Genomic DNA, 12,357 nt, shown 5'->3' with positions numbered 1-12,357 from the left:
GTCACCTCACTTGTGGTTATTCAGGTTGTCCATCTGCATCCGGCGAACAATGCGGCGCTTCTCATCGAGACTCGTGCTGCCGTTCACCAGTGCGCTCACTGCCTTCGCCGTGGGGTTGGTTTTCCCCATCTTCTCCAGCACCTCGCGCGGCATTCCCATCGGTCGGCCGATCATTCCGGTCTTGGTCAGGTTGTCTTTCATCTTCATGCTCCGGAAGCCGACTCGGGCTCTGCCACGACCATGGTCAGCGCGGCCGCCTGCACTGCGTCAATGCGTGCGTTCATGTCGTCCACGAGCTGCCTAATGACGTGTTCCTGAGAATGGGCCTTGTCCCCGAAATCCCGGGCGCGCATCAGGGCGTCCGGAACCGTGCGAATCTGCTCCAGGGTTTCGTGGATGGCCTGGCGTGTCTCTGCTGTGTTCAAGTGACTCTCCTGTGTGGCATTGCCACGTTGCGGTTAGTACTACTTAGGTCACGACTCGGTTCATTGGTTTCACTTACCCGGGCCGCCGCCTGCTGTCCTGCATCTGAGTGTGTCGACCTCCTTTGTGCGATCACTGGAGCACGACCGCGCCGCCTATCCGTCGGGTGCGCGACCGGGCGTCAGAACACTCCGTAAAAGACGTACCCGGTGATCGGATTCGGGTTGTTCATGCCCGCCGTCGAGCTGTATACCCAACTGATACCGTTCGCGTTAATCGTGAATATCGGCGGAGGCGTCTGGTTGCTGATGTGCGCGAACAGAAAGTCCGGCTGAAACGAATAGAACGGCGTGCCGTCCGACAGGTCCGCTGCCTTCGCTCCAGCGAAGCCCTCCACACGCGCATTCCCCTTGATACGCCCGAGACGGCTTGTCGCGTCGAGGATCAGTACGCCATCCGCATTCCAAATGCGCAGTCCAGCAGTCATCGGGCATACCTCCATGTGCGAGCGTGGACAGCAACGCGCGCCGCCGCTGCTGCGTTCGCCTCCGTCAATCGTTGGTTGAAGTGGTGCAGATTCGGCAGCAAGTCACTCAACGGGCCGCGTATCGCGCGAGACAGCACGTCTTCGCGATGCTCTTCGGGCCAGACCTCCAGTTGAGCCAGATGCTCAATGATCCAAACCAGCTCGACGTGCATCACGCGGATGTTGTCGGCAGTGAGGTACGGTCCCCACGGCAGATAGAATCCGCCGTCTGCCGACTGCAAGGCGCCCGCGCAATCCTCGGGCGGCTGCTCGGCCAATCGATTCTCGGCTTGCAGATACGCTCGAATCTCGTCACGGTGCGGTGCCAGCGATGGTCTCAATGCCTCCTGCGCTTCGACCGGACCACGCATCTTCACCTTGCCGTCTTGCAGGCACAGGCTGACGCCAGCGGCGCGAGCTTCTTCGACGAGGGTGGCAACGTTCACAGTTCACCTCCATCGTCGGAATCGCCCTCAAGTCCGCACTGCGGAGTTGATTGCGGAGTTGAATCCCTTGCTGGGTAAGGGTTTGCTGGCAAGTCCGCAACTCCGCAATGATTTTCGGATGCTGCGGAGTTGCCTTTCGCTTGCGGGGTTGAATCGCCAACTCCGACGACCCCCGAAACTGACTGCGGAGTTGCGGACTTGGCTTGAAAGCCTTGCTGGGTAACGTACTCAACTCCGCAATCGTCTTTGCGGACTTGAATTTCCTGCGGACTTGAAACCAGATGCAGTTGCGGAGTTGAGTCTCCGTGCTTTACCTCGTAGTGGTCCCAAATCCAGCCCCACGCATTGCCGTGCTTTACCGCGCGAATCTTGTTTCCGGCGGAGACCTCGGCGGCTTTAGCTGCCTCGACCATTCTCCAGCTCACGCCCTCGGCTTGCGCTGCCGCCTTCATCTCTTTCGTGCTCATGAAGGGGGTTAGCCACTCGTAGATCATGCAGCGGGCACGTTCGAACTTCGATTCTCGGTCATCCTGCTGCTCCCCCTCGGTATCGTCGGCCTCCAGCTCGCGCAGGATCTCTTTCGCGGAGCCGTCGAGCGGTTCGCCCCAAGCGATGCGGCTGGATGCAAGCCCGTCCTGAGCATCGAGTGTCTCGATTGCGTATTCGAATCCGCCGGTGTCGCCAGCAATGTTGCACTTCGATTTGGCGAAGATTCGACGGTCTGACGACTCATCCTTGCCGGCGATCAGGATCATGCGCGCGGCCGCACCGAACGCCTGCGAGCCGAGAATACGCTCAGTCGGCGAAGAGCCCTTGGAACCCTTGCTGAAGTGCGTAATGCCCAGAATCGCGCAGCCGTGCGTGGCGCCAATGTCGATAAGCGGTTGTAGCGACTTACGCACGTCGCCGCTCTTGTGCGAGTCGCCATTGACCACACTGATAATCGGATCGACTACCAACAAACTCGCGCCGCCCATCTGCTCGATTCGCTCGGCGAGGATTGGCACATCGCGACTCGGATCAAACGGTTGCAGCTCTCCGAGATCGTCGTTAATGGACTCGACGAAGAAGACGCGCTTCAAATCCGCGCCGGCAGCGATCAGGCGAGGGACCAGCGTATCAGCCAGGCCGTCTTCGCCGGTCCAGATGAGGATGTTTCCCGGCGTCTTGCATCGCGTGCCGTCAGGCCACTCAGAACCCCTCGAGATAGCAGCCGACAGCGAGATAGCGATAGTCGTCTTGCCGCACCCTGGCTGGCCGGCGAGAATCGCCAGCTTGCCAGCCGGCAGCCATCCCGGCCACAGCCAGTGAATCGGCTCGGGCACGATGTCGGCCGCGCAAGACAGGTTGACCGTGGGCGCCGCTCGCTTCTTTGTGCTGGCGACGCCTCCCGGCGGCATTGCTGCGGCGACACAGCGCCGCAGGGCATCGAGCCCATCGAGCGAAGCAAGGTCGTTGAAGTCCGTGGCGCCCTGCGGCCGTGCGGGCCCGAAGTCGGGCACAGCAAGCAGGCCGCCGACAGCGCGCGCAGCCTCTGTTGCCTTGGACATCCCCGGATTGCCCGCCGTCTCGGTGTCGTCGTCGGCGCAGATCACGATGCGCATGCGCGGATACTTGGCCCGCCATGCCTTTGCCACGTTCAGCAGGTTGCCGGCGTTCATCGCGGCGGCCACCGGGAAACCGGTGGCCTCGTGCAGGCTGCACGCCGTTGCATAGCCTTCGGGGATCAGCAGCGGGATTTTGGCATTCGGCTTAACGCCCGCCGTTACCGCAGCAAAGCAACCGCTGATGCGCCCGCCAGTCTGGAACGTCTTGCTGCCGTCCGTCTGGATGTACTGGGCGGACTGGTGGGCGCCGTCCACGTCCTGAATCTTGATGACGAGCTGTTCGCGCAATTGCTTCGCGCCGTAAGGCTTGATCTTCTTCGCGCGCACATAGCCATGCTCTGCGTGCACCTTTCCGGCCTTCTCCCATAGGTCGCGCGCCTTGTCGGCGGCTTCGGTCTGGGTGCGGTCATGGCGCGCCGCGGCCTCCTTCGCCTCCTGCGCACGCACAGCCCGCCGGCGGGCCTGCTCTGCCGGGTCGATCGGCTTGAGCGGCTCGCTCTCGGTGTAGCCGTGGCCGATCGCTTCCTTGAACAGCGTGGCAATCGTGATGCCGCCCGCCTTAAACGAACGCCAGACTGCACGTGTGTCGCTCTCGCTGTAGGCGTCACTGGTTGCGGACCATTCGTCCCACAGGTCGAAACCGCCCTCGCCGAGTTCGGCCTTAACCGCCATGCCCATCTGTACCCAGGTATCCCGGCTATCGGCCGGAACATGGCTCAGTGCCGCGCGGATGCGATCTTCTTCGACATATGCGCTCACACAACCTCCAGTGAGGAATCCTCAATGGAATGAATACGCCGACGTTCGCCACGGGAAGCTTGCATCGCCTCCACGATGTTGCCGCTGTGTCGGTTGTAGTCGTCTCTCTTCGTCTCGAAGGACTCGCGATATTCCTCGGCCGTACGCGCACCAAGGGCCGCCAGCCGGTGCGCCAGTTCGTGCCCTTTGGTTGCTGCGATGATGGCTTCGAACAGCGCGCCCAGATCGTTCAGCGTTTCCGATGCGATGGCGAACTGGCCGGCCGCGTCATCGACCAGTCGATGGAGCGAAACCAGGCTCAAGATTGATGTTTCGATTAGCGTGCTCATTGCGCCGCTCCCGAGAAGAGGTCAGCGTCCGCAGCGGCGCTCTCGCCGATCGGGTCGCCGTTGTCGTCCAATTCAAGGATCTTCCAGCCGGGCTCACCTTCGTACAGGCTGCGATCGCGGATCTCTTCGCGGGCCTCCTCGATCGATGCGCACGGCGGTAGGTACTTCATTCCACGAGGCGCGATGGTCATGAAGCCGCCAAGGCCGACCGGCTTTCCGTTCGCCTCGCCAGAAGCGATGAATGCCACAGGAATTGAGGTCGCGGCGGGCGACTGATGTTGGCTAGGGAGTTGCGATTGCTCAGGACGAGCGGAAATATGGCGCATCGTGCGGCCTCCTATTCGGGTCGAGTAACCCGGCCCCCAACGCCAATTGGGGTGGCCGGGCGCATGGCGAGGTTGGCGTACCGGCGAATAGGAAACCGGCGAGCCCGAAGGCTCCCCCGCCAAGGCCCGACCAATGAAGGCGTGCGATGACGTGCGGACGTAAAAAAACCGCGCTGCGGCGGTTGTCCGCCTATTCCTTTCTGGACGCCAATCCAGGTTGCCTGTTGTCTCAGGCACGCCCAAAGTATACGCGCCCGGGTTTACGTGTCGCAAGGTCTTTTTGAAGGATGGCATCACGCGCCTCCTAGCGGCAGCTCGCGGCCGGCTAGGGTCAGCGCTCGCACGATCTCGGCGAGATGATCTGGACGGATGCTCACGCCGCTCCGCGATGGCTGGTAGTCGCCGGCGGCATCGACGAACCAGACCCGCAGATCGATGTACGGTTTTCCCTTGAATGTCGTGTGCGTTACGCGCAACCGCTCCCGCGCATTTTTTTGCAGATCGAGCACTGGCAGATCGGCATTTGTCGGCGGCCCGGTGTTAACATCGGCTCGGGTCGTCGTCGGGGTCGCGCTCTTGCCGGAGTCGCGGCCCTTTTCATTTTGGGTCGTCATCATCGTCACGCGGGCTCTCCCGTGAGAACCGCACGGAGCTCTCCAACGTTCCAGCGAGTGGAGCCGCCGATCTTGCGTGGTTTCGGGAGTGCGCCGCGACGAGCACGCTCCCAAGTCGTGGCGACGCTGCAGCCGCAGAGGGCGGCCACAGTTTGAACATCAACACCCGCCGCGTTCGGCAGGCTGTCGAAATTCTTCAGGGTGTCTGCTAATTTCATCCGTATCGACTCAGAAGGCGTCCGGGATTGGACGGGTCGATACGAAATTTATGGATAAGTCGGCCTGCTCAAAACACCTCAGCCGGCAGGATGCTCACTCTGCCGGAAGGGTGAGGGTTTCAGATTCCCAAGTTCGACACCAGTCTTCGATCTTTTTCTGGCTGCTCAAGTGCTCGCACTTATCGAGCATATCGACCGCGAAAGCGGCTTTCGACTTATACGTGTCTGGTTTCAGTTGCCAGTCCTGCCAGCAATCCTTGATGAACGTCTTCTCCCTTTGCTTCGGATCTTTCGCGGCTCGCGCTTTGCCACCTAGGCTCGCAATCGCCGAAAGGCGATCTCCGGCCGCCCCGGAGTCGGCGCCTGCCCTGACGCCTAGCCCGTGCTGAGCAAGGGCGAACATGGACCATGCTTCTTCTCTATCGTCTTTCCGAAGGTAATGCATTGATACGCCGACAAAGGCGCAGATGGACTCGACACACACGGCGTCGTGCAGCGCTACCGGCAATGCCTGCGCCTCCGCTTCGCTAAGCATCAGTTGTATTCGCGCCAACGCCTCGTCAGGCGACGAGTATTTCGCGTCACGCCACGGCAGCACATATTTGGCTTTGAACTCCTTCGGGCTCAACCGTGGGAGGCCAGCAGGTGGATCGTCGTACATGCTGTCAAGCGCGCTATACAGATGGATCGCGAGTTGAATTTGCTTTGGCTTTCGTTGCGTTCTCATGCGCTAGGCCTGCTTGTTGATGGGTATGACGTCGCCGCCTTCGCGCGGCCGGGCGATGAATTCGGCCCAGTCGGCCATCATGCGCCGACGCTTTTCCAGAACGTCGCCGCGCCAGTAAGCGGCCTCTGTCGCGTCGCCCTTGATGTGCGCCAGCGCAACTTCTGCCAACTCGCGCGGATAGTTCGTGTACTCGCCCGCCCAGTCCCGGAACGTCGAGCGGAAGCCGTGCGGCGTGGCTTCCAGACTCTGTCGACGCATCAGTTCCAGCAGTGACATATCGGAAAGCGCGCGACCCGAGCGGGGACTCGGGAACACAAGAGCAACATCCTTTTTTCGCTCGATCGACTCCAGTAGGCGCACGGCGGCCGGCGAGAGCGGCACGCGGTGCTCTTTCTTCGCCTTCATTTTCTCGGCGGGCACCGACCAGACCATTTTCTCAAGGTCGATTTCGGGCCACTCGGCAAAGCGTGCCTCGCCGGAGCGGGCCGCTGTCAGTATCGTAAATTCCAAGCAGCGGGCGCTAACCCCCTCGATCGCGCGCAGCGTCACCATGAATGCGCCCATCTGCACGATCGGCAGGGCGGGGTGATTGCGCACGCGCTTGGTTTTCTTCGGGGCAGACAGGAGCTTGTCGAGGTTGCCGCGCCACGCGGCCGGATTCACGCCTTCATCGCGGAACCCTTTCACGCGGGCCCAATCGAGAATCGCCTCGATGCGGCCGCGCAGGCGTGAGGCGGTCTCCGTCTTGGTCGTCCAGATCGGCTCGAGTATCTCTGTCACATGCGCACGCGTGACGTGCCGGACCATCATCTTGCCGATGAGCGGATAGGCGAACTCCTCGAGCGTGTACGTCCACTGCGCACCGTGCTTCGAGTTGCGCCATTCGGGCTCTTTCGCCGTTATGAAGCGCTTCGCCGCTTGCTCGAATGTCATTTCGAGCGCCTGGCTCGCGCGCAGACGGCTCGCGGCCTCTTTCTTCTGCATGACCGGATCGACGCCGCGGGTGATGTCTTCGCGGACTGCCAGCGCCTTCGCTCGCGCTGCCGCGACGCCCATGCCGGACTCGGCGTAGGCGCCCAAGCCAATCTCGCGTCGCTTGCCGGCTGCGACGACCCGCAGCACCCATGACCGTGAGCTCTCGCTCGCGACTTTGAGATACAGGCCGTCCACGCCGCCCACGGGATGCTTTCCCGGCGTCGTTAGTCGCTTCACGGCGAGCGCCCCGAGTTCCTTGGCTTTCTTTGGCATCGTTGCTCGTTATCGATCGGTGCGCCAGCAGTCCACCATCTGGTCCACCAACGTTAGTCCACCATCCAGTCCACCATAAAATTTACGACTGAACGCGATTAATTGCAACGAAGCCGGACACTTTGATTTGGGGGTTTTGCGCTGAAAGCCTTAGCTGGTAAGGTTTTGCGCGATTGAATCGGATTGATTCGGATGAATTGAAAGGGGTGTCCTGGCGGAGGCGGTGAGATTCGAACTCACGGAAGGATTGCTCCTTCGCCGGTTTTCAAGACCGGTGCCTTAAACCGCTCGGCCACACCTCCAAGCCGCGAATTGTAACCCGAAATCGCCGCGCGACGCGACCACTGGCGCTGGCAATCAGCGTCCGTCCTTGAGAAACAGCGCCTGCAGATCGTTGAGAAAATTCTGCCCGCGTGCGGTCGGCGCAATCTTCTCGTGGTCGCGGACAATCAACCCGCGCTTCTCCGCTTCCTGCAGTGCCGGCTCAATCGACGTCATCGACATTCCCGTGCGTTCGATGAACCGGTGCACGGGAAACCCTTCCACCAGGCGCAGCGCATTCAGCATGAATTCGAACGGCAGATCGTGTGGTCCGACTTCGTTTTCTTCCTGCACCGGCGCGCCGGCTTTCACCTGCTCGATGAACGTCGTCGGATGCTTGTAGCGCGCCTGACGGAGGATGCGGTTCGGGAACGACAGCTTTGTATGCGCGCCCGCGCCGATGCCGAGATAGTCGCCGAAACGCCAGTAGTTCAGGTTGTGTTTGCTCTGCCGATGCGGCTTCGCATACGCCGACACTTCGTAGTGCTCGTAACCGGCAGCCGCCGTGCGCTCGTGAATCCAGTCCTGCATGTCGGCGGACTGGTCGTCGTCGGGCAGCGGCGGCGGAAACTTCGCGAACAGCGTGTTCGGCTCCAGCGTCAGGTGGTACAGCGACAGGTGCGGCGGCGCGAACGACAGCGCCGTTTCGATATCCGCCTGGCATTCGGCGAGCGTCTGCTTCGGCAGCGCGAACATCAGGTCGAGATTGAAATTGTCGAACGTGGTCGCGGCGACTTCGACCGCGGCGCGCGCCTGCGTCGAGTCGTGGATACGGCCGAGCGCCTTCAGATGCGCTTCGTTGAAACTCTGGATACCGACCGACAGCCGGTTCACGCCGCTCGCCCGAAACTGCGCGAACTTCGCGGCTTCGAATGTGCCGGGGTTTGCTTCGAGCGTGATCTCCGCGTCGGCGTCGAGCGGCAGCAGCGCGCGCACGTCCGACAGCAGCCGGTCGAGCCCGGCTGCCGACAGCAGGCTCGGCGTACCGCCGCCGATGAACACCGTATGCACCTGACGTCCCCAGACAAGCGGCAGCGCCAGTTCGAGATCGGTGCGCAACGCGTCGAGATAATCGTTTTCCGGGAAGGCATCGCCTTTCCACTCGTGCGAGTTGAAATCGCAATAGGGACACTTGCGCACGCACCACGGGAAATGCACGTACAGCGCGAGCGGCGGCAACGACGTCAAACGGATGCCGCCTGGCGCGGTGAAGGCCTTGACGACGTTGACGCCAATGCCGCCGATTCCAGCGCCCGCGCCGCCCGCGCCCGAATTAGACGCGGCGCTCACGCAGCCTCCAACAGACGCGTTAGCAGTTGCCGCAACGCGATCGCGCGATGGCTCGTCGCGTTTTTCACCGACGGTTCCAGTTCGGCGGCACTCGCATCCAGCGACGGCAAAAAGAAGTACGGGTCGTAACCGAAGCCGTTCGCACCGCGCGGCGCACCGAGCACTTCGCCATGCCAGCGGCCTTCGGCGATCAGCGGTTCCGGATCGTCGGCGTGACGCACGAGCGCCAGCACGCAGTAGTAGTACGCGCGGCGGTCCGGTTCATTCGCGAGCTGTTCGACGAGGCGCGCATTGTTCGCCGCATCGCTTTTCTCGCCGCCGGCAAGCTGCGCGTAACGCGCCGAATACACGCCCGGTGCGCCCCGCAGTGCAACGACGCACAGGCCGGAATCATCAGCCAGCGCGGGCAGGCCGGTGATCTTCGACGCATGACGCGCCTTTGTCAGCGCGTTTTCGACGAACGTCGGATGCGGCTCTTCCGTTTCCGGCACGTTGAGCCTGCCCTGCGGGATCAGTTCGATCCCGACGGTCTCGAACAGCGCCGCGAATTCACGCAGCTTGCCCGCATTGTTCGACGCAAGCACGACCTGCTTCAACGACGAAGCAATTGTGCCGCCGATTGTGTTGCGTTCACTCACCCTTCGACTCCAGCGCTGCCTTCTGCTTCGCGATCAACGTTTCGATGCCGCTTTGCGCGAGATCGAGCAGCGCATTCATTTCATCGCGCGAAAACGGCACGCCTTCGGCCGTACCCTGAAGCTCGACGAAGCCGCCTTCGCCCGTCATCACGACGTTCATGTCGGTGTCGCACTGCGAGTCTTCGTCGTAGTCGAGATCGAGCACCGGCAGGCCGTCGAACACACCGACCGAAATTGCGGCGACGTAATCCGTAATCGGCGACGATTCGATGCGGCCGGTTGCGAGCAGTTTCGCGACGGCATCGTGCGCGGCCACGAACGCGCCGGTGATGCTCGCTGTGCGGGTGCCGCCGTCGGCCTGGATCACGTCGCAATCGATATGCAGCGTGCGCGCGCCGAGCTTTTCCAGATCGAACACCGAGCGCAGCGCACGGCCGATCAGGCGCTGGATTTCCTGCGTGCGGCCGGTCTGCTTGCCGCGGGCGGCTTCGCGGTCGCTGCGCGTGTGCGTGGCGCGCGGCAGCATGCCGTATTCGGCCGTGAGCCAGCCCTGGCCGCGGTCGCGCAGGAAGCCCGGCACCGTTTCGGCGATGCTTGCCGTACAGATCACCTTCGTGTCGCCGAATTCGACCAGCACGGAGCCTTCTGCATGCTTCGTGTAATGACGCGTGATGCGCACGTCGCGCAGCTGGTCGGCGGGGCGGCCGCTGGGACGTTTCGTGGAGTTTGTCATTGTCTGGAACCGGGGAAAGGAGAAGAGGAGGGCAAACTGCGATTTTACCGCCGATCGGTGCGGCAGGCCCGGTCGCCTTCGTAGCGCACCGGTGCAGCATGGGCGAGGCGTAAGCGCTAAAGATGGGATAATGCGCGTTCTTCGCCCCGCGTCTCGTACACGCCGGGCGGCTCGAATCCTCAGGTCCTTCTGCTGGCGCGCGCGCTGGCACGATGGCCGCCCTTCGCGAGACGAATGATGATCTACAGCATGACTGGCTATGCGAGCGCCACACGCGAACTCGCAGCGGCTTCAGGCACAGGCGGCGTGAGCGTCTCGGTCGAACTGCGCACCGTCAATTCGCGCTTCCTCGACCTCAACTTCCGCATGCCGGAAGACGTACGCGTCTGCGAACCGACGCTGCGCGAAATGCTGATGAACAAGCTGTCGCGCGGCAAGGTCGATATCCGTATCAACCTGCAGCGCAGCGAACAGTCGGCGAACGCGGGCTCCGTGAGCCGCGAGACGCTCGACCAGCTCGCGCTGCTCGAACGCGCGGTGCTGAGCGTGTTCCCGGAAGCCGGCCGCCTGCGTACCGGCGAAATCCTGCGCTGGCCGGGCGTGCTCGCCGAAAGCGGCGTGGCGCCGGAGACGCTGCGCGACGCGGTGCTCGCCTGCGGCAAGCAGGCCATCGCCGACCTGATCGACGTACGCGCCCGCGAAGGCGCGCAGCTCGCGACGATGCTGCTCGCGAACGTCACCGAAATGGAAACGATCGTCACGAAGATCACGCCGCTCGTGCCGGAACTGATCACGAAGCATCAGCAGAAGATCGTCGAGCGTCTGCAGGAAGCGCTCGGTATCGCGGCGCCGGATACAGCGGCGACAATCGTCTCGCGCGAGGAAATCGCGGAACGTATCCGTCAGGAAGTCACGATTTACGGCATCCGCATCGACATCGCGGAAGAGCTGACGCGTCTCACCGCGCATCTGAACGAAACGCGTCATGTGATCGAGAAGGGCGGCAAGGTCGGCAAGCGCCTCGACTTCATGATGCAGGAACTGAATCGCGAAGCGAACACGCTCGGTTCGAAGGCGGCCGCGAAGGAGCTTGCCGATTCGTCGATGACGCTGAAGCTCCTCATCGAGCAGATGCGCGAACAAGTACAAAACCTGGAGTAACACGCCCATGACTGGCCAGACACGTGAAGGCAACGCGCCGCGCAACCCCTACGCCGGTGCTTATCCGGGCAACCTGTTCATGGTCGTGGCGCCGTCGGGCGCGGGCAAATCGACGCTCGTGAACGCGCTGCTCGCGAAAGATCCGGTGATCCGTCTGTCGATTTCGTACACGACGCGGCCGCCGCGTCCGAAGGAACAGGACGGCCAGCACTACCACTTCACGACGGTCGACGATTTCCTCTCGCGTCACGCGCAGGGCGAGTTTCTCGAAAGCGCGGAAGTGCACGGCAACTACTATGCGACCTCGCGCGTGTGGATCGAGGAGCAGATGAAGAACGGCCATGACGTGCTGCTCGAAATCGACTGGCAGGGCGCGCAGCAGGTGAAGAAGCAGTTCCACAATGCAGTGGAAATTTTCATCCTGCCGCCGTCGCTCGATGCACTTGAAGAGCGTCTGAAAAAGCGTGGCCAGGACGAACCGAACGTGATTACGCGGCGTCTGCTTGCAGCCGGTAGCGAGATGGCGCACGCGGCCGAAGCCGAGTACGTGGTGATCAACGAGAACTTCGATCGTGCGCTGGCGGACCTGCAATGTCTCGTCGCGGCGACGCGCTCACGCTTCGCTTCGCAGTACGCGCGCCACATGCAACTTTTTGTGCAGCTCGGCATCCATCTGCCGCACGGTGGCTGACGGCGGGGTTTCCGGCACATAAGGTAGAATAAGCAACATACTGAGAAGGAATTTCCAACATGGCCCGCATTACCGTCGAAGACTGTCTGAAACAGATCCCGAACCGTTTCGAACTGGCGCTTGCCGCAACCTATCGCGCGCGTCAGCTCGCACAAGGCCACACGCCGAAGATCGAAAGCCGCGACAAGCCTACCGTTGTCGCGCTGCGTGAAATCGCGGCGGGTCACGTCGGCGTCGAAATGCTGAAGAAGGTGCCGACCTAAGGCACGCTTCGTCCGTTTTCGATTGTCATGTAATTGA

16 protein-coding genes and 1 tRNA gene are annotated in these 12,357 nt (G+C 62.1%); 3 read left to right on the top strand and 14 right to left on the bottom strand.

Features of this window, described 5'->3' with window-relative positions; translation table 11 throughout:
- Positions 1 to 6: 6 nt before the first annotated feature.
- The 14 genes from P3T16_RS23060 to rph form a co-directional block, all read right to left on the bottom strand.
- Positions 7 to 201, bottom strand: a complete 195-nt coding sequence (locus P3T16_RS23060) for a hypothetical protein (protein WP_429344002.1) — start codon at positions 199 to 201, stop codon at positions 7 to 9.
- A 2-nt stretch (positions 202 to 203) separates the two neighbouring features.
- Positions 204 to 425 carry a hypothetical protein gene (locus P3T16_RS23055; RefSeq protein ID WP_429344001.1) on the bottom strand — a complete coding sequence of 74 codons (222 nt, stop codon included), beginning with the start codon at positions 423 to 425 and terminating at the stop codon, positions 204 to 206.
- 179 nt (positions 426 to 604) lie between these two features.
- Positions 605 to 910 carry a hypothetical protein gene (locus P3T16_RS23050; RefSeq protein WP_429344000.1) on the bottom strand — a complete coding sequence of 102 codons (306 nt, stop codon included), beginning with the start codon at positions 908 to 910 and terminating at the stop codon, positions 605 to 607.
- A complete protein-coding gene (locus P3T16_RS23045; RefSeq protein ID WP_429343999.1) occupies positions 907 to 1,395 on the bottom strand; it encodes a hypothetical protein in 489 nt (162 codons plus the stop codon). Before P3T16_RS23045 ends, P3T16_RS23050 begins: the two co-directional genes overlap by 4 nt.
- Positions 1,392 to 3,761 (bottom strand): AAA family ATPase, encoded by a 2,370-nt coding sequence (locus tag P3T16_RS23040; RefSeq protein WP_429343998.1) that lies wholly within the window; start codon positions 3,759 to 3,761, stop codon positions 1,392 to 1,394. The genes P3T16_RS23045 and P3T16_RS23040 overlap by 4 nt, the downstream gene beginning before the upstream one ends.
- Positions 3,758 to 4,090 carry a hypothetical protein gene (locus P3T16_RS23035; protein WP_429343997.1) on the bottom strand — a complete coding sequence of 111 codons (333 nt, stop codon included), beginning with the start codon at positions 4,088 to 4,090 and terminating at the stop codon, positions 3,758 to 3,760. Before P3T16_RS23035 ends, P3T16_RS23040 begins: the two co-directional genes overlap by 4 nt.
- Complete coding sequence (locus P3T16_RS23030) at positions 4,087 to 4,416, bottom strand: hypothetical protein (protein ID WP_429343996.1); 330 nt, start codon at positions 4,414 to 4,416, stop codon at positions 4,087 to 4,089. The genes P3T16_RS23035 and P3T16_RS23030 overlap by 4 nt, the downstream gene beginning before the upstream one ends.
- A gap of 293 nt (positions 4,417 to 4,709) precedes the next feature.
- Positions 4,710 to 5,033 carry a transcriptional coactivator p15/PC4 family protein gene (locus P3T16_RS23025; protein WP_429344058.1) on the bottom strand — a complete coding sequence of 108 codons (324 nt, stop codon included), beginning with the start codon at positions 5,031 to 5,033 and terminating at the stop codon, positions 4,710 to 4,712.
- 309 nt (positions 5,034 to 5,342) lie between these two features.
- Positions 5,343 to 5,975, bottom strand: a complete 633-nt coding sequence (locus tag P3T16_RS23020; RefSeq protein ID WP_429343995.1) for a hypothetical protein — start codon at positions 5,973 to 5,975, stop codon at positions 5,343 to 5,345.
- Positions 5,976 to 5,978: 3 nt separating this feature from the next.
- Positions 5,979 to 7,223, bottom strand: coding sequence for a tyrosine-type recombinase/integrase (locus P3T16_RS23015; RefSeq protein WP_429343994.1), 1,245 nt, complete (start codon positions 7,221 to 7,223; stop codon positions 5,979 to 5,981).
- Positions 7,224 to 7,435: 212 nt separating this feature from the next.
- Positions 7,436 to 7,525, bottom strand: a tRNA-Ser gene (locus tag P3T16_RS23010).
- 55 nt (positions 7,526 to 7,580) lie between these two features.
- The gene (gene hemW / locus P3T16_RS23005) at positions 7,581 to 8,789 is read right to left on the bottom strand and encodes a radical SAM family heme chaperone HemW (protein ID WP_429344057.1); all 1,209 of its coding nucleotides are present in this window, start codon (positions 8,787 to 8,789) and stop codon (positions 7,581 to 7,583) included.
- Positions 8,790 to 8,830: 41 nt separating this feature from the next.
- Complete coding sequence (gene rdgB / locus P3T16_RS23000) at positions 8,831 to 9,472, bottom strand: RdgB/HAM1 family non-canonical purine NTP pyrophosphatase (protein ID WP_429343993.1); 642 nt, start codon at positions 9,470 to 9,472, stop codon at positions 8,831 to 8,833.
- Positions 9,465 to 10,205, bottom strand: a complete 741-nt coding sequence (gene rph / locus P3T16_RS22995; protein WP_429259632.1) for a ribonuclease PH — start codon at positions 10,203 to 10,205, stop codon at positions 9,465 to 9,467. The genes rdgB and rph overlap by 8 nt, the downstream gene beginning before the upstream one ends.
- Positions 10,206 to 10,442: 237 nt before the next feature.
- Here rph and P3T16_RS22990 point away from each other — a divergent pair, with 237 nt between their 5' ends.
- The 3 genes from P3T16_RS22990 to rpoZ are packed head-to-tail and all read left to right on the top strand — an operon-like array spanning position 10,443 to position 12,320.
- Positions 10,443 to 11,366: a YicC/YloC family endoribonuclease gene (locus tag P3T16_RS22990; RefSeq protein WP_429259671.1), complete on the top strand. Its 924-nt coding sequence runs from the start codon at positions 10,443 to 10,445 to the stop codon at positions 11,364 to 11,366.
- Positions 11,367 to 11,373: 7 nt separating this feature from the next.
- A complete protein-coding gene (gene gmk, locus P3T16_RS22985; RefSeq protein ID WP_429343992.1) occupies positions 11,374 to 12,057 on the top strand; it encodes a guanylate kinase in 684 nt (227 codons plus the stop codon).
- A 59-nt stretch (positions 12,058 to 12,116) separates the two neighbouring features.
- Positions 12,117 to 12,320 carry a DNA-directed RNA polymerase subunit omega gene (gene rpoZ, locus P3T16_RS22980; RefSeq protein WP_429259634.1) on the top strand — a complete coding sequence of 68 codons (204 nt, stop codon included), beginning with the start codon at positions 12,117 to 12,119 and terminating at the stop codon, positions 12,318 to 12,320.
- Positions 12,321 to 12,357 lie beyond the last annotated feature (37 nt).

The sequence above is a fragment of the Paraburkholderia sp. GAS42 genome, assembly GCF_050436565.1.
Taxonomy (GTDB): domain Bacteria; phylum Pseudomonadota; class Gammaproteobacteria; order Burkholderiales; family Burkholderiaceae; genus Paraburkholderia.
Note: the sequence above shows the minus strand (reverse complement) of the source record. Positions and strands in the feature narration are given on the sequence as shown.

Excerpts from the sequence above, each read along its gene's own strand:
- rpoZ (WP_429259634.1), top strand. The coding sequence starts at position 12,117 with ATGGCCCGCATTACCGTCGAAGACTGTCTGAAACAGATCCCGAACCGT.
- P3T16_RS22990 (WP_429259671.1), top strand. The coding sequence starts at position 10,443 with ATGATCTACAGCATGACTGGCTATGCGAGCGCCACACGCGAACTCGCA.
- P3T16_RS23050 (WP_429344000.1), bottom strand. The coding sequence starts at position 910 with ATGACTGCTGGACTGCGCATTTGGAATGCGGATGGCGTACTGATCCTC.
- P3T16_RS23035 (WP_429343997.1), bottom strand. The coding sequence starts at position 4,090 with ATGAGCACGCTAATCGAAACATCAATCTTGAGCCTGGTTTCGCTCCAT.
- P3T16_RS23060 (WP_429344002.1), bottom strand. The coding sequence starts at position 201 with ATGAAAGACAACCTGACCAAGACCGGAATGATCGGCCGACCGATGGGA.
- P3T16_RS23015 (WP_429343994.1), bottom strand. The coding sequence starts at position 7,223 with ATGCCAAAGAAAGCCAAGGAACTCGGGGCGCTCGCCGTGAAGCGACTA.
- P3T16_RS23030 (WP_429343996.1), bottom strand. The coding sequence starts at position 4,416 with ATGCGCCATATTTCCGCTCGTCCTGAGCAATCGCAACTCCCTAGCCAA.
- P3T16_RS23025 (WP_429344058.1), bottom strand. The coding sequence starts at position 5,033 with ATGATGACGACCCAAAATGAAAAGGGCCGCGACTCCGGCAAGAGCGCG.
- P3T16_RS23020 (WP_429343995.1), bottom strand. The coding sequence starts at position 5,975 with ATGAGAACGCAACGAAAGCCAAAGCAAATTCAACTCGCGATCCATCTG.
- rph (WP_429259632.1), bottom strand. The coding sequence starts at position 10,205 with ATGACAAACTCCACGAAACGTCCCAGCGGCCGCCCCGCCGACCAGCTG.
- gmk (WP_429343992.1), top strand. The coding sequence starts at position 11,374 with ATGACTGGCCAGACACGTGAAGGCAACGCGCCGCGCAACCCCTACGCC.